This window comes from Lysobacter soli (assembly GCF_003382285.1).
Lineage (GTDB): Bacteria > Pseudomonadota > Gammaproteobacteria > Xanthomonadales > Xanthomonadaceae > Lysobacter_J > Lysobacter_J soli.
This window is the reverse complement of the sequence record NZ_QTJR01000001.1, coordinates 168,964-188,055: the sequence shown is the minus strand read 5'-3', so window position 1 is coordinate 188,055 and position 19,092 is coordinate 168,964. Positions and strand designations below refer to the sequence as shown.

The window sequence follows — 19,092 nt, the reverse complement described above, 5'->3', positions numbered from 1 at the left end:
GCCTGACGTTCAGTTCGCCGCTGGCAGTTTGTCAGGCCGCAACGCCGGACGGAGTTCCGTTCCGGCGATCTTTCCTTCCTGGAGCTCCCCGATGAAGTTCACTCCGCGCCACACCGGCCTCGCCCTGGCCGTCGCTTCGCTCGCCGCCTTGACCGCCGCCTGCAACAAGCCGGCCGACAACGCCGAAGCCAAGAAGGACACCGCCACGACCGAAGCCGGCAAGGACGGTGCGAAGGCCATCGCGGGCCTTAAGACGGAGAAGGAACAGGTCAGCTACATGATCGGCATGGACATGGCGCGCTCGCTCGAGCCGGTGAAGGGCGAGATCGACCTGGACACGCTGCACAAGGCGCTCAAGACGTCGCTGGAAGGCGGCAAGCCGCTGCTCGACGAGAAGCAGGCCGGTGAGATCCGCGAAGCCTTCGCGCAGAAGATCCGCGCGCAGCAGATCGCCAAGCTCGAAACCGACGCGAAGAACAACGCCGAAGCCGGTGCGAAGTTCCTCGCCGAGAACGCGAAGAAGCCGGGCGTGACGACCACCGCCTCGGGCCTGCAGTACCAGGTCATCACCGAAGGCAAGGGTCCCAAGCCCAAGCCGACCGACGTGGTGAGCGCGCATTACAAGGGCACGCTGCTGGACGGCAAGACTTTCGACAGTTCGTACGATCGTGGCGAGCCGGCGACGTTCGTGCTCTCCCAGATGGTGCCGGGCTGGCAGGAAGGCCTCACGCTGATGCCGGTGGGCAGCAAGTTCCGTTTCTGGATCCCGAGCAAGCTCGCGTACGGTCCGCAGGGCGCCGGCCCGATCGGCCCGAATCAGACCTTGGTGTTCGAAGTCGAACTGCTCGACATCGGCAAGCCGGGGCAGGGCAAGTAACACACGTGTATCCGGGATGACGTTCACCGGAAGCGAGCAGGCTCTTCACTCGCGACTGGTTACCGTGCACCCCTCGCCACGCTCGGAGTAACTGCATGCGCGTCACCATCTTCGGAACCGGCTACGTAGGCCTGGTCACCGGAACCTGCCTTGCCGACGTCGGCCATGACGTGGTCTGCGTCGATATCGACCAGGCCAAGGTCGAAGGCCTAAATCGCGGTGTGATCCCGATCTACGAGCCCGGCCTGGAGCCGATGGTGAAGGCCAACCACGCGGCGGGCCGCTTGACGTTCACGACCGACGCGGCGGCGGCGATCGCGCACGGCGACGTGATCTTCATCGCCGTGGGCACGCCGCCGGACGAAGACGGCAGCGCGGACCTGAAGTACGTGCTGGCGGTGGCGCGCACGATCGGCAAGCATCTGGAGCGCCCTGCGGTGGTGGTGAACAAGTCGACGGTGCCGGTCGGCACCGCCGACAAGGTGCGCGCGGCAATTGCCGATGAGTTGCGCACGCGCGGGACCGACGTGACGTTCGAAGTCGCCTCGAACCCGGAATTCCTCAAGGAAGGCGACGCCGTCAACGACTGCATGCGGCCCGACCGCATTGTGATCGGCTCGTCCAGCACGATGGCAGTGGAGCGCCTGAAGCGCCTGTACGCGCCGTTCAATCGCAACCACGAACGCATCGTGGTGATGGATGTGCGTTCGGCCGAGCTGACCAAGTACGCCGCCAACGCGATGCTGGCGACCAAGATCAGCTTCATGAACGAGATCGCGAACATCGCCGAGCGCGTGGGCGCGGACGTCGAGATGGTCCGCCAAGGCATCGGTTCTGATCCGCGCATCGGCTGGCACTTCATCTATCCGGGCGCCGGTTACGGCGGTTCGTGCTTCCCGAAGGACGTGCAGGCGCTGCATCGCACGGCGTTGCAGCACGGCTACACCGCGCAGTTGCTGGGCGCGGTGGAAGGCGTCAACGAGCAGCAGAAGGGACATCTCTTCGAACTGATCCAGCGCCACTACGACGGCAACGTCGCGGGCAAGACCTTTGCGGTCTGGGGCCTGGCGTTCAAGCCGAACACCGACGACATGCGCGAAGCCTCGAGCCGTCGCCTGTTGCAGCAGCTGTGGGACGCCGGCGCGAAGGTGCGTGCGTACGACCCGGAAGCGACCGCGGAAGCCCACCGCATCTTCGGCGACCGCGATGACCTGACGCTGTGCGATTCGGCCCGCGCCGCGCTGGCCGACGCGGACGCGCTGGTCGTGGTCACCGAATGGAAGCAGTTCCGCAGTCCGGACTTCGCGCGCCTGAAGCAATCGGTCAACGACGCGGTCATCTTCGACGGTCGCAACCTGTACCACCCGGACGAAGTCGAATCGGCCGGGCTGGCGTACTACGGCATCGGGCGCGGCCGCTCGATCCAGACGCACTGACATGCCCGACCAACGCGACGACCTCGAGCAGCGCCTTGTCGACCTGGAAACGCGCCTTGCGTTCCAGGAACAGGCGCTGTCCGAACTGAGCGATGCACTCGCCGCCACGCGCGGCGAGGAGGCGCGCAACGCGCTGGCGATGCATCGTGTCCTGGAGGAACTGCGGCACATGCGGGCCGCGCTCGCATCCAACCCGTTCGCCGCGGAGCCCTCGCAGGAACCGCCGCCGCCGCATTACTGAAGCCGGCGCACGGTTCACCGTGGAAAGCCGCGCGCCACGGCCGCCGGCTGCCTATACTTCGGGTCTGCAGTCACCCTCCTTTCGCAGCAGCACATGAGCAACAGCCTCCGCGACCAGTTGATGGGCCTGGGCTTCAAGCCCGCGCCCAAGCCCGAGCGCCCCGCGCACGCGAAGGGCGGCAAGCCGGACAACCGGCAGGGCGGCAAGCCCCAAGGCGCCCAGCCGCAAGGTGCGAAGCCGCATGGTGCGAAGCCGCAGGGCGGAAAGCCGCAGGCTGGCGATCGCCGCCAGGACGGACGCAAACCCGACAACCGCAAGCCGGGCGCGCGACACGGCGGCAAGCCGCAGTCGCGCGAGGACATCGACCTGGCGAAGGCCTACGCCATCCGCGCCCAGCGCGAGAAGGACGAGCGCATCGCCGCGGAAGCCGCCAAGCAGGAAGAAGCGCGCCAGCGTCGCGAAGCGCGCGCGAAGCTCGCCGAGCTGGTCAAGGACAAGGCGCTCAACGACGCGACCGCCGAGATCGCCCGCCACTTCCCGTACGGCGGAAAGATCAAGCGCATCTACGTCAACGAGGCGCAGCTCAAGCAGCTCAACGCCGGCGAACTCGGCGTGCTGCAGATGGACGGCCGCTACCTGCTGGTCACCGCCGAACTGCTCGCGCAGGCCGAAGCGATCTTCGCCCCCGCCGTGGCGTTGAAGGTCGACCCGAACGCGCCGGCGAACGAGGATCCTTACGCCGATCCGCAATACCAGGTGCCCGACGACCTGGTGTGGTGACCACGCTTCCGGCGTGACGCGCCGCCACTGACATATCCGAACCCAACGCATGCCTGCCACGGACGACACGCGCCAGCGTTACTTTCCCTACATCGACGGACTGCGCGCGCTGGCCGTGCTTTCGGTCATCGCCTACCACCTTGACGCCCGTCTGCTCCCCGGCGGTTTCACGGGCGTCGATGTGTTCTTCGTCATTTCCGGTTTCGTGGTCAGCGCCTCGATGGCGCACCTCCACCGGCCGCGGCTGGTTGAGTACCTAGCTTACTTCTACTCCCGGCGCATCCGGCGCATCGCCCCGGCGCTGGTTGCGTGCCTGACGCTGACGGGCATCGCGAGCGCGCTCTTCATTCCGCAAGCCTGGCTGAGCGACACCAGCAACGCGGTCGGGCGCTGGGCGTTCGTGGGCCTGAGCAACTTCGTCCTGTTGCGCACCGACGGCGATTATTTTTCGCCGAAGGTCGAGTTCAATCCGTATACGCATACGTGGTCGCTCGGCGTCGAAGAGCAGTTCTACGTGCTGTTTCCACTCCTGTTCTTCGCGTGGGCCTTCGGGGCGCGCGGCCGCAAGTGGTCGATGGCCCTGTTCGCCACGGGCCTGATCGCATCGCTGCCGTACGTGATCCACATCGCCGAGGCAAAGCCGGCGCTCGCGTTCTACATGCTGACCACACGGTTCTGGCAACTTGCGGCAGGCGTGCTGCTGTTCCAGGTGCTTTCGCAGGCGAAGGGGGAAGCTGGCACGACGCGGATTCCGGCTTTAGTCGCCACCGCTGGCGCATTCGTGTCGCTGGCGCTGCTGGCCGTCAGCCTGGCGACCGCGCGGGCGGGACATTCGCCGTGGCCCGATTCGGTGCCGGCGGTGCTCGGTACGCTCGGTTTGCTCGGCTTCCTTCATCGCTCCGACGCAGGCGGACCGTTGCGCGTCCTGCTGGAGAACGGCGGTGTGCGCTGGATCGGGCGACTGTCGTATTCCCTCTACCTGTGGCATTGGCCGGTGTTCGTGCTGATGCGCTGGACGGTCGGATTGGAGTCGCTGCCGACGCAGATTGCGGCGCTGCTCGTGACGTTTGGCCTTGCCGCGTTTTCGTATTACTTCGTCGAGACGCCGTTCCGTCGCGCCGCGGTGTTCCGCAACGCACACAAGCTCGCGGTGATCGGCGTCGGCGTGATCGCGATCTTCGCCTTCATGGGCGTGTACCGGAAAGTCGGGCGGATGCAGCCGGACCTCTCGCTGAGCGTCACCGCGCAGCACGCCGACGACTGGTATCCGATGGGCCGCGAAACGCGACCGGTCTATCCCGATTGCGCCGCCTCGGGGCATCTGGAAACCGTCGCCGGTGCCGACCTTCGCATCTACTCCAAGTCCTCCTGCACCTTGCCGCCCGCCGCCGGACGGATGTTCGTCATCGGCGATTCGCACGCCGCCGCTTACATGGGCCTCTACGCGAGGCTGGCGGTGGACTCCGGGCGCGACGTTTACCTGTACACGCGCGCGGGCTGCTCGTTCGCAAGCCTGCAGCCGTCGCGCGACTACAAGGCTCCGCACTGCCGGCAGTTCGGCGATGCGGCGCTTGCCGACGTGCAGTCGCGCGCGAAGCCGGGCGATGTGTTGTTCCTGGCAGCGCTGCGCTTGCCGCGCTATTCCGATCAGTGGGGTGGCGTCGCTCCGCAGGAAGTGAATCTCGCGATGTTCGGGCCCGAGGCCATCGCCAGCCGGCACGAGGCGGAGCAGGTGGCGCTCGACATGCTCAAGCCGCTGGCCGAACGTGGGGTCGCCATCGTGTTCGAAGCGCCCAAGCCGGTGTTCCGCTCGACGCCGTACCGATGCGCCGACTGGTTCAGCCGCGGAAATCCCGCGTGCCGCGATGGCCTGACGATGCCGCGTGGCGAACTGGAAGCGTTGCGCAAGCCGGTCCTGGACTCCCTGGCCAGAATGGCCGCGCAGTTGCCGGGGGCAAGCGTATGGGATCCGTTCCCGATCCTCTGTCCCGATGCGACCTGCGTCGTCGAGGACAACGGCCGTCCGCTGTATTTCGATGCCGACCACATCAGCGGGTACGCGAACCGCAAGCTGTTGCCTGGTTTCATGGCGCATCTTTCGGCGACGCCATCCGCTGGGTCGGGGAACGCACGTCAGGAATGACGAAGGCCGCGCAGGCGGCCTTCGTGTTGGTGCAGCTGTGAGGACGGGGGGCCGACGAAGACGCCCCACCTGTCGTCACTCCGGATCGTAATCCAGGTTCGATGCGAGCCAGCGTTCGGCCTGCGCGAGGCTGACGCCCTTGCGTCGCGCGTAATCCTCGACCTGTTCCTTCGACACGCGACCGACGACGAAGTACTGGCTGCGCGGATGGCTGAAGTAATAGCCGGACACGGCCGCGGCAGGATACATCGCGAAGCTTTCCGTCAGGCGCACGCCGGCGTTGGTCTCCGCATCGAGCAGGCGGAACAGCGTCGCCTTCTCGCTATGCTCGGGGCAAGCCGGATAACCCGGGGCCGGACGGATGCCGACGTAGGCTTCGTCGATCAACGCATCGTTGCGGAGCGCTTCGGTCGCCGCGTAGCCCCAGAACTCCTTGCGCACGCGCTCGTGCAACCGCTCGGCGAGCGCTTCGGCGAAGCGGTCCGCCAGCGCCTTGAGCAGGATCGCGTTGTAGTCGTCGTGGTCGGCCTCGAATCGCGCGACGTGTTCCTCGATGCCGATGCCCGCCGTCACCGCGAAACTGCCGATCCAGTCCTGCCGGCCGCTCTCCTTCGGAGCGATGAAATCAGCCAGACAGAAGTCCGGGCGATCAATCGGCTTGTCGACCTGCTGGCGCAGGAAGTGCAGGGTGGTGGGAGTGCCGTTCGCATCGACGACGACGTCATCGCCGATCGCGTTCGCCGGCCACAGCGCGAACACCGCCTTCGCGGTCAGCCAGCGCTCGTCGACGATGCGCCTGAGCATCGCCTGCGCATCGCGATACAGCTCGCTCGCCTGCGCACCGACGACCTCGTCGGTCAGGATCGCCGGGTACTTGCCCGCGAGCTCCCACGTGTTGAAGAACGGCGTCCAGTCGATGTACTCGACGAGTTCAGAGAGGGGGTAGTCGTCGAACACATGCAGGCCCGGCTGGTTCGGCGCGGGCGGGACGTAGTCGGTCCAGCCGCCGTCGAAGCGCTGCGCGCGCGCCTTCTCCAGCGACACCAGGCGCTTGCCGTCGCCGCGCTGCCTGTGGCGCTGGCGGATCTCGGCGTAGTCGGTGTCGTTGGCGGCGACGAAGTTGCCGCGCAGGTCGGGGCTGATCAGCGATTGCGCGACACCTACCGCGCGCGAGGCGTCCTTCACCCACACGGTCGGTGCCTTGTAGTGCGGATCGATCTTCAGCGCCGTGTGCGCGCGCGAGGTCGTCGCGCCGCCGATGAGCAGCGGCATCTCGAAGCCCTGTCGCTGCATCTCGCGCGCGACATGGCTCATTTCCTCCAGCGATGGCGTGATCAGGCCGGACAAGCCGACCAGGTCGGCGTTCTCGGCCTTCGCGCGATCGAGGATCACCTGCGCCGGCACCATCACGCCCAGGTCGATCACCTCGAAGTTGTTGCACGCGAGCACGACGCCGACGATGTTCTTGCCGATGTCGTGCACGTCGCCCTTGACGGTCGCCATCACGATCTTGCCGTTGGACTTGCCGACGTCACCGGTGCGCAGCTTTTCGGCTTCGATGAACGGCAGCAGGTACGCGACGGCCTTCTTCATCACGCGCGCGGACTTCACCACCTGCGGCAGGAACATCTTGCCCGCCCCGAACAGGTCGCCGACGACGTTCATGCCGTCCATCAGCGCGCCTTCGATCACGTCCAGCGGACGCGTCGCCTGCGCGCGCGCTTCCTCGGTGTCGGCTTCGATGTACTGGTCGATGCCGTGCACCAGCGAATGCGACAGGCGCTCTCGCACGGGCTTCTCGCGCCACGCGAGGTCCTCGACCTTCTTCTCGCCCTTCTTGCCCTTGTAGCGGTCGGCGATTTCCAGCAGGCGCTCGGTTGCGTCGCTGCGGCGATTGAGCACGACGTCTTCCACGCGCTCGCGCAGCTCGGCGTCCAGGTCGTCGTACAGCGGCAAGGCACCGGCATTGACGATGCCCATGTCCATGCCGGCCCTGATGGCGTGGTACAGGAACACGACGTGGATCGCCTGCCGCACCGGTTCGTTGCCGCGGAAGGAGAACGACACGTTCGACACGCCGCCGGAGATGTGGCTGAACGGGAACCGCCGCTTGAGTTCGCGCGTCGCCTCGATGAACGCGACGGCGTAGTCGTTGTGTTCCTCGATGCCGGTCGCGATGGCGAACACGTTCGGGTCGAAGATGATGTCTTCCGGCGGGAAGCCGATCGTCCCGGTCAGCAGCTTGTACGCGCGCGAGCAGATCTCGACCTTGCGTTCCATCGTGTCGGCCTGGCCGGCTTCGTCGAACGCCATCACCACGACGGCGGCGCCGTAGCGGCGCACCAGACGTGCCTGTCGCAGGAACTCGGCTTCGCCTTCCTTCATCGAGATCGAATTGACGATGCCTTTGCCCTGCAGGCAGCGCAGCCCGGCTTCGATTACGCTGAACTTCGAGCTGTCCACCATCACCGGCACGCGCGCGATGTCGGGCTCGGCGGCGATGAGGTTGAGGAAGTCGACCATCGCGCGCTCGGAATCGAGCAGGCCTTCGTCCATGTTGACGTCGATCACCTGCGCGCCGTTCTCGACCTGCTGGCGCGCGACTACGACGGCTTCGTCGAGCCGGCCTTCCAGGATCAGCTTCTTGAACTGCGCGCTGCCGGTGACGTTGGTGCGCTCACCGACGTTGATGAAGTTGGATTCCGGGGTGATCTGCAGCGGTTCGAGACCGCTCAGGCGCGTCTGGCGGGGGAGGGACATGGTCATTACAGGCAGGGAATCCGTTCGCGGTGCGCGGAAAGTCGAATGAGGGCGGGGGGCGATCAGGCAGCGGCGACCAGCGACGGCAGCGTGCGCGGCGCGATGCCTTCGACCACCTTCGCGATCGCCGCGATGTGCGCCGGCGTGGTGCCGCAGCAGCCGCCGACGAGGTTCAGCATGCCGGCGCGCGCGAACTCGCCGAGCACGTCGGCCATGTCTTCCGGCGTTTCGTCGTAACCGCCGAACGCATTGGGCAGGCCCGCGTTCGGGTGCGTGCTCACGTACGCGTCGGCCACCTGCGCGAGCACGTCGACGTGCGGGCGCAGGTCCTTCGCGCCGAGCGCGCAGTTCAGGCCGATCGCCAGCGGCTGCGCGTGGCGCAGCGAATACCAGAACGCTTCGGCGGTCTGTCCGGAAAGCGTGCGGCCGGAGGCGTCGGTGATCGTGCCCGACACCATCACCGGCAGGCGCACGCCGCGTGCGTCGAACGCTTCCTCGATCGCGAACAGCGCCGCCTTGGCGTTGAGCGTGTCGAACACGGTTTCGACCATCAGCACGTCGGCGCCGCCGTCGATCAGGCCGTCGGCGGCTTCGCGATAGGCCACGCGCAATTCGTCGAAGGTGATGGCGCGAAAGCCGGGACGGTTGACGTCCGGGCTCAGCGACGCGGTGCGGCTGGTCGGGCCGAGCACGCCGATCACGTAGCGCGGGCGCGACGGATCGCGGGCCTCGGCCGCGTCGCAGGCTTCGCGGGCCAGTCGCGCGCCGGCTTCGTTGAGCTCGCGCGCCAGGTGCTCCAAGCCGTAGTCGGCGAGCGACACGGTGGTGGAGTTGAAGGTATTGGTTTCGATCAGGTCCGCGCCGGCGTCGAGGTACTGCGCGTGGATGCCCTGGATGATCTGCGGCTGCGTCAGGCTCAGCAAGTCGTTGTTGCCACGCTGGTCGCGCGAGCAGCCGCAGTTGTCGCCGTGGGCGTGCTCGACGTGGTCGTAGGCGTGGTCGTAACCCTTTGCGAAACGCTCGCCGCGGTAGGCGGCTTCGTCCAGCTCGTGCTGCTGGATCATGGTGCCCATCGCGCCGTCGATCACCAGGATGCGTTCGCGCAGCAGTTGCTGCAGCGATTGCGCGCGTTCGGGGTTCAGCCAGGGCAGGGTTTCCATCAGGACTTCCTCGTCTTGCGCGCATCGCCGGGCTTGCGGCCGATCAGCGCGATCACTTCGAAATGCGGGGGGCGACGCTCGCGCGTGACGGTCTCGCAACTGCCCACGTCCAGGCCGGCCTTGGTGGCGAACTTCAGCAGGTCCTTCTCGCTGAAGCCCAGGTTCACGTGGCCGTAGGCCTCGACCACGTTGCGGTGCTCGTGTCGGGCCAGACTGGTGAGGAGCAGCCGACCGCCCGGGCGCAGCACGCGCGCGGCTTCGACCACCGCCTGCGCGGGGTGCTCGGCGTAGGTCAGTGCGTGCATCAGCACGACCAGGTCGAAATGCGCGTCCTCGAAGGGCAGGGCGTGCATGTCGCCCTCGCGCACCTCGACATTCTTCAGCTTGCGCAGGCGCTCGGACGCGGCCAGCACGACCTTCGTGCTCGAATCCAGGCAGACGTAGCGGTGCGAATGGGGGGCGAGCAGTTCGGCGAGCACGCCGTCGCCGGAGGCCACGTCGAGCACGTCGCCCGGTTCCAGCAGCGGCAGCGCCGAACGAGCCATCGCTTCCCAGGTGCGGCCGGGCGAGTAATGGCGCTCCATGTCGCCGGCCACCGTGTCGGCCCAGTTCTGGTCCGCGGCGCGGGAGGCCAGCACGTCGGCCACGCGCTCGGCGTCCTGGCGCAGCAGCGGGTCGTCGCTGCCCTCACGCAGGGTGGTCCACAGGGCGCGCTGTGCGCCGTCGAGGGCGGCGTCGTCGAAGCGGTAGTACGCCGAGACGCCGGAGCGGCGGTCGCGCACCAGGCCGGCCTCCTTCAGCTTGGCCAGGTGGGTGGAGACGCGCGGCTGGGCCAGCCGGGTGATGCCCGACAGCTCGGCCACCGTCAGCTCCTCGCGCTCCAGCAGCGCCAGCAGGCGCACCCGGGTCGCGTCGGCGAACACCTTGAGCCGTGAAGACCAGCCTTCCAGATCCATGCTTCATCAACCTATCGCGATATAGCGATAAGTTTCGGTCCGCGGGGTACCCAGGGTCAAGCGGCGCGGCACGAAGCGTGGTGATAGCGCTCGCTTTCGCGCTTCGCGTCGGGCCGGTTGTTCGGAAACGGGCGGAATCGCGCCCGTATTGGCGCTGCGATGCGCTCGCGCCCCTGCGAATCGCGCACGGGACGGCTACAATTCGCAGTCTGTTTTGCCCATCGAACCAAAGACTCAAGCACGAGGTGTCTCTGTGGATTTCCGCTTCACCGAAGAGCAACTGATGATCCAGGATGTGGCCCGCCGCATCGCCCAGGAAAAGATTGCTCCCAGCGCCGAGCACCACGACAAGACGGGCGAGTTCCCGCTCGAGAACATCCGCACCCTCGGCGAGAACGGCCTGATGGGCATCGAAGTGCCGGCCGAATACGGCGGTGCGGGCATGGACCCGATCAGCTACGTGCTCGCGATGATCGAGATCGCCGCCGGCGACGCCGCGCATTCGACCATCATGTCGGTCAACAACTCGCTGTTCTGCAACGGCATCCTGAAGTTCGGCACCGAGGAGCAGAAGCAGAAGTACGTGCGCGCCATCGCCGAAGGCCGCGAGATCGGCGCCTTCGCGCTGACCGAGCCGCAGTCGGGCTCCGATGCCACCGCGATGCGCTGCAAGGCGACGAAGCAGGCCGACGGCACCTACGTCATCCACGGCAAGAAGAGCTGGATCACCTCCGGCCCGGTCGCCAAGTATTTCGTGCTGTTCGCGATGACCGACCCGGACAAGGGCGCGCGCGGCATCACCGCCTTCATGGTCGACGGCGATCGCGCCGGCTTCCATCGCGGCAAGACCGAGCCCAAGCTCGGCATCCGCGCCTCGGCCACGTGCGAGATCGAATTCGACGGTTACGTCGCCCAGCCCGAGGACGTGCTCGGCGAAGTCGGCCACGGCTTCAAGATCGCCATGAGCGTGCTGGACGCCGGCCGCATCGGCATCGCCAGCCAGGCCATCGGTATCGCCCGCGCGGCCTATGAGAAGACGCTGGAATACGTCCGCGAGCGCAAGGCGTTCGGCGCGGCGATCGGCACCTTCCAGATGACGCAGGCGAAGATCGCCGACATGAAGTGCAAGCTCGACGCGGCCACGCTGCTCACGCTGCGTGCGGCCTGGCAGAAGGGCGAGTTCGACAAGGGCGGCGCACGCTTCAGCAACGAGGCGGCCATCGCCAAGCTCACCGCGTCGGAAGCCGCGATGTGGATCACCCACCAGGCGGTGCAGATCCACGGCGGCATGGGCTACTCGAAGGAAATGCCGCTGGAGCGTTACTTCCGCGACGCGAAGATCACCGAGATCTACGAAGGCACCAGCGAGATCCAGCGCCTGGTGATCGCCCGCAACGAAACCGGCCTGCGGTGACAGGCCGTTCGGGCGACACAGTTTCGGCAAAACAGAAGACCGCACGAACCCGACATGAAACGTTTCGGATCGTCACGCCCCACCGCCTGTCCTGTCGATCGCGGCCGCGATCGTCGTCCGCGCGACAAAGCCGCCAAAACGGCTTCGCGCCAGATCGTGTCCGCGAACCGCCCGTACTGAACCGTATCCCCCGGCCCACGTGAAAGCGTGGGCCTTCTTTCATTGGAACTTCCGTTGCCATGAGCACCAAACGTAACGCTTCCGCCAAACCCGCCGCCAAGGTCGAGACGGCCAAACGCGCTCCGTCGAAGAAGAGCGCCGCCCGCGACGTCCAGAAGGACGACACCGTTTCGCTCGAGCCCATCGTCGAGGCGATGCGCAAGCAGCTGCCCAAGTCGCGCCATGCCGAAGGAGAAGCGTTCATCAACGCCTTCTACAAGCGCATGAGCAGCGACGAGCTGCCGCAGCACGACGCGCAGGGCTGGGCCGAACTGGCCACCGACTTCCTCGATTTCGCCCGCGCCCGCAAGCCCGGTGCGGCGCTGGTGCGCATGTTCAACCCGACGCTCAAGGGCGAGGGCTGGGAATCGACCCACACCGTCATCCAGATCGCCAATGACGACATGCCGTTCCTCGTCGACTCGGTGACGATGGCGCTGGCCGAGCAGGGCATCGGCGTGCACGTGCTGGGCCATCCGGTGGTGCCGTTCGATCGCGACAAGACCGGCAAGATCCTGTCCGTCGGCGAAGGCCAGCCCGAATCGCTGATGCACCTGGAAATCGACCGCCAGCCGGCCGAGGCGATGCCGAAGATCCAGAAGGCGCTGGAAGCCGTGCTGGCCGACGTGCGCGCATCGGTGCGCGACTGGCCGCAGATGAAGGCGAAGATGCTCGCCGTGGCCGACGAACTCGGCCAGCGGAACCTGCCGGTCGATGAAGCCGGCAAGCGCGAGGCGCAGGAGTTCCTGCGCTGGGCCGCCGACAACCACTTCACCTTCCTCGGTTACCGCGAGTACGAAGTCGTCCAGAAGGGCGGCGAGGAAGTGCTCAGCGCGGTCAAGTCCAGCGGCATGGGGCTGCTGCGCGGAAAGGACGTCGGCAAGCCGCGCCTTCTGACCTCGCTCGCCGCGCACTACATGCCGCAGTCGGGCGCGGTGGACGCGCTGATCCTGACCAAGACCAACTCGCGCGCGACGGTGCATCGTCCGGGCTACATGGATTACATCGGCGTGCTGACCTTCGACGCGAAGGGCAAGCCGATCCGCGAGGAGCGCTTCCTCGGCCTGTACACCTCCAGCGCCTACAACCGTCGCCCGTGGGACATCCCGCTGGTGCGCCAGCGCCACAACTACGTGATGCAGCAGTCGGGCCTGAAGCCCGATAGCCACAGCGGCAAGGCGCTGCGCCACATCCTGGAGTCGCTGCCGCGCGACGAGATGTTCCAGTCGAGCGAAGAGGAACTGCTGCGCACGGCCACCGGCATCCTCGGCCTGCAGGAGCGCGTGCGCAGCAAGCTGTTCCTGCGCCGCGACCGCTACGGCCGTTTCTTCTCGGTGCTGGTCTACATCCCGCGCGACCGCTTCAACACCGACGTCCGCCTGCGCATCGAGTCGATGCTCAAGCGCGAACTGCACGGCGAACACGTCGATTCCTCGGTCACGCTGGGCGGCGAATCGCCGCTCGCGCAGGTGCACCTGATCGTGCGTCCGAAGACGGGCGAGGCGATCGAGACCGACAGCGCGAAGATCGAAGCCGAGCTGTCCAAGCTCGTGCGCAACTGGCAGGACGACCTGCGCGAGCGCCTGGTCGTGCGCCACGGCGAACAGCGCGGCCTCACGCTCGCCAACACCTATGGTCGCGCGCTGCCGGCGGGCTACATCGAGGACGTCAGCGCCGACGTGGCCGCCGACGACGTGGAGCACCTGGCCGCGCTCAACGGCCCGGACGACCTGCGCCTGAGCCTGTACCGCGCGCACAACGGCGACGGCGGCCTGCGCTTCAAGTTCTATCGCCAGAACGACGACATCCCGCTGTCGGACGCGCTGCCGATGATGGAAAACATGGGCCTGCGGGTGATTTCCGAGCACCCGTACCGCCTCAACGCGAACGGCCAGACGCTGTTCGTGCAGGATTTCGAGGTCGAGACCTCGAACCCGAACCTCGACGTGTCCAGCCTCGACGAGAACTTCGAGGAAGCCTTCGCGCAGATCTGGCGCGGCAACGCCGAGAACGACGGCTTCAACCGCCTGATCCTCACCGGCAACCTGTCGTGGCGCCAGGTCGCGATGCTGCGCGGCTACTGCAAGTACCTGCTGCAGGTCGGCGTACCGTTCTCGCAGAGCTACGTGGAAGAGACGCTCAACCGCTACCCGCTGCTCGCGCGCCTGCTGGTGGAGCTGTTCGAAGCGAAGTTCGATCCGATCACCGGCAGCGAATCCAAGGCGCAGATCAAGGCCGGCGTGGAAGCGTTCCGCGCGCAACTTTCGGTGCTGGCCGGTGGCGATGAAGCCACGCTCGCCGCGCTGGAGCCGATGCTCGAAGCGCGCGCCGGCAAGCGCGAAGCGCAGATCGAAGCCACGCGCGAAGCGCTGAAGGGCCTGTTCGATCGCGTCGCCAGCCTGGACGAGGACCGCATCCTGCGCAGCTTCATCGGCGTGATCGACGCCACACTGCGCACGAGCTACTACATCCAGTACGCGCCGGGTGAAGGCGGGTCCGGCCTGCGCGCTGACGGCGGCCCGGCCGACTACATCAGCTTCAAGTTCGATTCCTCGAAGGTGCCGGACCTGCCGAAGCCGCGTCCGTACCGCGAGATCTTCGTCTACGGCCCGCGCGTGGAAGGCGTGCACCTGCGCTTCGGCCCGGTGGCGCGTGGCGGCCTGCGCTGGTCGGATCGCCGCGAGGACTTCCGTACCGAAGTGCTCGGCCTGGTGAAGGCGCAGATGGTGAAGAACACCGTCATCGTGCCGGTCGGTTCGAAGGGCGGCTTCATCGCCAAGCAGCTGCCGGATCCGGCCGTGAACCGCGACGCGTGGTTCAACGAGGGCGTGGCCTGCTACAAGCGCTTCATCAACGGCCTGCTGGACATCACCGACAACCTCGCCGGCGGCAAGGTCGTTCCGCCGGAGAACGTCGTGCGCCACGACGGCGACGATCCGTACCTGGTCGTCGCCGCCGACAAGGGCACGGCGACGTTCTCCGACATCGCCAACGGCATCGCGCGCGCGCACGGCTTCTGGCTGGACGACGCGTTCGCCTCGGGCGGTTCGGTCGGCTACGACCACAAGGGCATGGGCATCACCGCGCGCGGCGCGTGGGAGTCGGTCAAGCGCCACTTCCGCGCGATGGGACGCGACAGCCAGAAGGAAGACTTCACCGTCGTGGGCGTCGGCGACATGTCCGGCGACGTGTTCGGCAACGGCATGCTGCTGAGCAAGCACATCCGCCTGGTCGCCGCGTTCGACCACCGCCACATCTTCATCGACCCGAACCCGGATGCCGCGTCGACGTTCAAGGAACGCGCGCGCATGTTCAAGCTGCCGCGTTCGAGCTGGGATGATTACGATCGCTCGCTGATCAGCAAGGGCGGCGGCATCTACCCGCGTTCGGCCAAGTCGATCCCGCTCACCGCCGAAGCGAAGACGGCGCTCGGCATCGATCCGACGGTGTCGGCGATGAGCCCGGCGGAACTGCTCAGCGCGATCCTCAAGGCGCCGGTCGACCTCCTGTGGAACGGCGGCATCGGCACGTACGTGAAGGCGACGAGCGAGACCAACGCCGACGTCGGCGACCGCGCCAACAACGCGCTGCGCGTCAACGGTCGCGAGCTGCGCTGCAAGGTGGTGGGCGAGGGCGGCAACCTCGGCATGACGCAGCTTGGCCGCATCGAGGCCGCGCAGCATGGCGTGCTGCTCAACACCGACTTCATCGACAACTCCGCCGGCGTGGACACCTCCGACCATGAGGTGAACATCAAGATCCTGCTCAACGGCGAGGTGCAGAAGAAGAAGCTGACGCTGCCCGAGCGCAACAAGCTGCTGGCGCAGATGACCGACGAGGTCGCGCAGCTGGTGCTCACCGACAACTACCGCCAGAACCAGGCGCTGAGCCTGATGGAGCGGATGAGCGTGCACCGCCTGGGCTCCAAGCAGCACTTCATCCGCACGCTGGAATCGCAGGGGCTGCTCGATCGCCAGATCGAGTTCCTGCCGTCCGATGCGGAAATCGCCGAGCGCAAGTCGCGCGGCCAAGGCCTGACGCGTCCGGAACTGGCGGTGCTGCTGTCGTACAGCAAGATCGTGCTCTTCCAGCAGCTGCTGGACTCGGACGTGCCGGAAGACCCGTACCTGTCGAAGGAACTGGTGCGCTACTTCCCGCAGCCGCTGCAGGCCAAGTACGCCAAGGCGATGGAAGGCCATCGCCTGAAGCGCGAGATCATCGCCACGGCGGTGACCAACTCGATGGTCAACCGCATGGGCGCGACCTTCACCCTGCGCATGACCGAGGACACCGGCCGCACGCCGGCCGAGGTCGCCGAGGCCTACACCATCGCCCGCGAGGCGGTGGACGCGCGCGACCTGTGGGCGCAGATCGACGCGCTCGACGGCAAGGTGCCGGAGTCGGTGCAGGTCGATGCGCTGCAGGTCATCTGGCACCTGCTGCGCTCGATGTCGCGCTGGCTGCTGTCGCGTCCGGGCAAGATGCCGGAGATCACCGCGGCGATGGCGCGCTACAGCGATGGCCTCAATGCCGTTCGCGCGTCGCTGCCGACGGTGCTGTCGGGCATGCGCCGCGACGCGTACGAAGCGCGCATGAACGACTGGAAGGGCAAGGGCGTGCCGGCGAAGCTCGCCGAACAGCTCGCCGCGCTGCCGCTGCTGGAGTTCGGCTGCGACATCGTGGAGATCTCGCTCGCCCGCAAGATCTCGCCGGTGGAAGTGGCGAAGGCGTACTTCTCGCTGGGCCAGGCGCTGAGCCTGCCGTGGCTGTACGAGCAGGTCGAACAGCTGCCGGTCGACGGCCGCTGGCAGGCGCTCGCCCGCGGCGCGCTGCGCGACGAACTGGCCACGCAGGCACGTTCGCTGGTCTCGCAGATCCTTGCCGACGGCGGCAAGAAGCCGGTCGAGCAGAAGGTCGACGCCTGGCTCAAGCGCGACGACTCGTCGCTGCGCTTCACGCTGGCGATGTTTGCCGACCTGCACAACCAGAAGGCGCTGGACTACCCGACGCTGTCGGTGGCGGTGCGTCGTTTGGCGCAGGTGGCTGCGGCCGGGGCGTAAGCCTTCGTGGTTCGCGTGTTGAGGAAAAGCCCGGCTTCGGCCGGGCTTTTTTTCTTTGTTGCTTGGCGCGGCGCCAAACCGGACCGGCACGCCCGAACCGTCCCTCACGTCATTCCCGCGAAGGCGGGAGTCCAGCGACTCTTCCCGATTGACCAGCGGCCTCGCCGGTCGCAGCGCTCACCCGGGGGCGGAGACATCGACGTCCCTGCAACGAAGCGGCCCAACCTGCCAGCGCGACGACCACGCGCCACCGGTTATGCTGCCTCCCTCGACCCCGGAGCCGCCGATGACCGCGACGCCCCGCATCGCCTTCCTCGCCAGCCACGCCGACGGCGCCCAGCGCGCCCTCGAAACCCTCACCGCCATGCACGGCCAGCACGCCCCGGAAGACGCGGACATCCTCGTCCCGCTCGGCGGTGACGGCTTCATGCTTGCCACGCTGCATCGCTATGGCGGCCTGGGCAAACCGGTGTACGGGATGAAGCTGGGGACGGTCGGCTTCCTCATGAACCAGCACGACTGCGAGGGCCTGCTCGGACGCCTGCATGCCGCCGAGCCCGCGGTGCTGCGGCCGCTGGAGATGGTCGCGCAGACCGAATCGGGCGCCACGGTCGGCTCGCTGGCCTACAACGAGGTCTCGCTGCTGCGCCAGACGCGACAGGCCGCGCACCTGCGCATCGACCTCAACGGCCAGACCCGACTGGACGAACTCATCTGCGACGGCGTGATGGTCGCCACGCCCGCCGGCAGCACCGCCTACAACTTCTCCGCGCACGGGCCGATCCTGCCGCTGGGCGCGAACGTCGTCGCGCTGACGCCCATCGCTGCGTTCCGCCCGCGCCGCTGGCGTGGCGCCGTGCTCAAGGCCGATACCGAAGTGCGCTTCCACGTGCTCGATCCCTACAAGCGCCCGGTCAGCGCCACGGCCGACTCGCACGAAGTCCGCGACGTGGTGGAAGTGACGATCCGCGAATCGCACGACCGGACCGTCACGCTGCTGTTCGATCCGGAGCACAACCTGGAAGAGCGCATGCTGGCCGAGCAGTTCGTGGCCTAGCCCGGACAGCGCGCAGGAAGGACCGCGTCGGTCGCAATCAGCGCGACGGCGCTGCGGCATAATCGCCCCATGCCCGACCGTGATGCCGATCCGCTGATCGTCGCGATTTCCTCGCGAACCCTGTTCGACATGGAAGAGAGCCACGCGCTGTTCGAGCGCGAGGGCATCGACGCCTACGCCGATTTCCAGCGTTCGCACGAGGACGACCTGCTCACGCCCGGCATCGCCTTTCCGCTGGTGCGCAAGCTGCTTGCGCTCAACGACGGGGCGCGGCCGGAAGCGCCGCGCGTCGAGGTCATCCTGATCTCGCGCAATTCGGCCGACAGCGGGCTGCGCATCTTCAACTCGATCGCGCATTACGGGCTGGCGATCAAGCGCGCGGCCTTCAGCAACGGCGCGCCGCCGTATCCGTACATCCGGCCGTTCAACGCCGACCTGTTCCTGTCGGCCAACGCCGAGGACGTGCGCAGTGCACTGGCCGCCGGCGTGGCCGCGGCGACGCTGCTGCCGGCCCGCGCGCCGCAGCAACGCCACGACCAGCTGCGCATCGCGTTCGACGGCGATGCGGTGATCTTCGACGACGAAGGCGAGCGCGTCTCGCGCGAGGGCGGTCTGGCCGCGTTCACCGAACACGAGCGCAGCCACGCCGCGCAGGCGCTGTCGGGCGGGCCGTTCCGCGGTTTCCTCGACGCGCTGCACCGACTGCAGCAGGCGTTCCCGACCGGGCAGGCATCGCCGATCCGCACCGCGCTGGTCACCGCGCGTTCGATCCCCGCGCACGAACGCGTGATCCGCACGCTGCGCGAGTGGGACATCCGGCTGGACGAGGCGCTGTTCCTTGGCGGCCGATCGAAGGGGCCGTTCCTGGAGGCGTTCGGCGCGGACATCTTCTTCGACGATTCCGAGCACAACATCCTCTCGGCCCGCGACCACGTCGCCGCCGGGCACGTGCCGCACGGCGTGGCCAATCCGCTCGTCGTGAAGTAAGG

Annotated in this window: 11 protein-coding genes and 1 pseudogene; 9 read left to right on the top strand and 3 right to left on the bottom strand. The window is 67.2% G+C overall.

The genetic code is table 11. The annotated features are described in order from the left end of the window. Positions 1-91 precede the first annotated feature (91 nt). The 5 genes from bamJ to DX912_RS00785 all read left to right on the top strand — a co-directional run bounded on the left by bamJ (position 92) and on the right by DX912_RS00785 (position 5,477). Positions 92-877: a BamJ family beta-barrel-assembly machinery protein gene (gene bamJ, locus DX912_RS00805; RefSeq protein ID WP_115840564.1), complete on the top strand. Its 786-nt coding sequence runs from the start codon at positions 92-94 to the stop codon at positions 875-877. 95 nt (positions 878-972) lie between these two features. Next, a complete protein-coding gene (locus DX912_RS00800) occupies positions 973-2,313 on the top strand; it encodes a UDP-glucose dehydrogenase family protein (RefSeq protein WP_115840563.1) in 1,341 nt (446 codons plus the stop codon). A 1-nt stretch (position 2,314) separates the two neighbouring features. Further along, entirely contained in the window at positions 2,315-2,554 is a 240-nt protein-coding gene (locus DX912_RS00795; protein WP_115840562.1) for a SlyX family protein, read from the top strand. 93 nt (positions 2,555-2,647) lie between these two features. Next, a complete protein-coding gene (locus DX912_RS00790) occupies positions 2,648-3,334 on the top strand; it encodes a DUF2058 family protein (protein ID WP_115840561.1) in 687 nt (228 codons plus the stop codon). Positions 3,335-3,383: 49 nt separating this feature from the next. Continuing rightward, positions 3,384-5,477, top strand: a complete 2,094-nt coding sequence (locus DX912_RS00785) for an acyltransferase family protein (RefSeq protein WP_115840560.1) — start codon at positions 3,384-3,386, stop codon at positions 5,475-5,477. 75 nt (positions 5,478-5,552) lie between these two features. Here DX912_RS00785 and metH read toward each other — a convergent pair whose 3' ends face one another. The 3 genes and pseudogenes from metH to DX912_RS00770 form a co-directional block, all read right to left on the bottom strand. Further along, positions 5,553-8,252 (bottom strand): methionine synthase, encoded by a 2,700-nt coding sequence (gene metH, locus DX912_RS00780; RefSeq protein ID WP_425477887.1) that lies wholly within the window; start codon positions 8,250-8,252, stop codon positions 5,553-5,555. Positions 8,253-8,299: 47 nt separating this feature from the next. Further along, positions 8,300-9,397, bottom strand: a complete 1,098-nt coding sequence (locus DX912_RS00775) for a homocysteine S-methyltransferase family protein (protein WP_181902652.1) — start codon at positions 9,395-9,397, stop codon at positions 8,300-8,302. 26 nt (positions 9,398-9,423) lie between these two features. Continuing rightward, positions 9,424-10,353 (bottom strand): annotated as a pseudogene (locus DX912_RS00770) (ArsR/SmtB family transcription factor); the annotation flags it as partial. Positions 10,354-10,573: 220 nt separating this feature from the next. On the opposite strand from DX912_RS00770, the gene DX912_RS00765 reads away from it, so the two are divergent. The 4 genes from DX912_RS00765 (at position 10,574) to DX912_RS00750 (ending at position 19,090) form a co-directional block, all read left to right on the top strand. After that, on the top strand, positions 10,574-11,767 hold the full coding sequence (locus tag DX912_RS00765) for an acyl-CoA dehydrogenase family protein (RefSeq protein WP_386837508.1): 1,194 nt from the start codon (positions 10,574-10,576) through the stop codon (positions 11,765-11,767). Positions 11,768-12,006: 239 nt separating this feature from the next. Next, a complete protein-coding gene (locus DX912_RS00760; RefSeq protein WP_115840557.1) occupies positions 12,007-17,046 on the top strand; it encodes an NAD-glutamate dehydrogenase in 5,040 nt (1,679 codons plus the stop codon). A gap of 286 nt (positions 17,047-17,332) precedes the next feature. Further along, positions 17,333-18,103: an NAD kinase gene (locus DX912_RS00755; RefSeq protein ID WP_115840556.1), complete on the top strand. Its 771-nt coding sequence runs from the start codon at positions 17,333-17,335 to the stop codon at positions 18,101-18,103. A gap of 69 nt (positions 18,104-18,172) precedes the next feature. Then, positions 18,173-19,090: a 5'-nucleotidase gene (locus DX912_RS00750; protein WP_115840555.1), complete on the top strand. Its 918-nt coding sequence runs from the start codon at positions 18,173-18,175 to the stop codon at positions 19,088-19,090. Positions 19,091-19,092 lie beyond the last annotated feature (2 nt).

Coding starts and splice junctions, on each gene's coding strand:
- bamJ (WP_115840564.1), top strand. CDS start 92: ATGAAGTTCACTCCGCGCCACACCGGCCTCGCCCTGGCCGTCGCTTCG.
- DX912_RS00800 (WP_115840563.1), top strand. CDS start 973: ATGCGCGTCACCATCTTCGGAACCGGCTACGTAGGCCTGGTCACCGGA.
- DX912_RS00795 (WP_115840562.1), top strand. CDS start 2,315: ATGCCCGACCAACGCGACGACCTCGAGCAGCGCCTTGTCGACCTGGAA.
- DX912_RS00790 (WP_115840561.1), top strand. CDS start 2,648: ATGAGCAACAGCCTCCGCGACCAGTTGATGGGCCTGGGCTTCAAGCCC.
- DX912_RS00785 (WP_115840560.1), top strand. CDS start 3,384: ATGCCTGCCACGGACGACACGCGCCAGCGTTACTTTCCCTACATCGAC.
- DX912_RS00775 (WP_181902652.1), bottom strand. CDS start 9,397: ATGGAAACCCTGCCCTGGCTGAACCCCGAACGCGCGCAATCGCTGCAG.
- DX912_RS00760 (WP_115840557.1), top strand. CDS start 12,007: ATGAGCACCAAACGTAACGCTTCCGCCAAACCCGCCGCCAAGGTCGAG.
- DX912_RS00755 (WP_115840556.1), top strand. CDS start 17,333: ATGACCGCGACGCCCCGCATCGCCTTCCTCGCCAGCCACGCCGACGGC.
- DX912_RS00750 (WP_115840555.1), top strand. CDS start 18,173: ATGCCCGACCGTGATGCCGATCCGCTGATCGTCGCGATTTCCTCGCGA.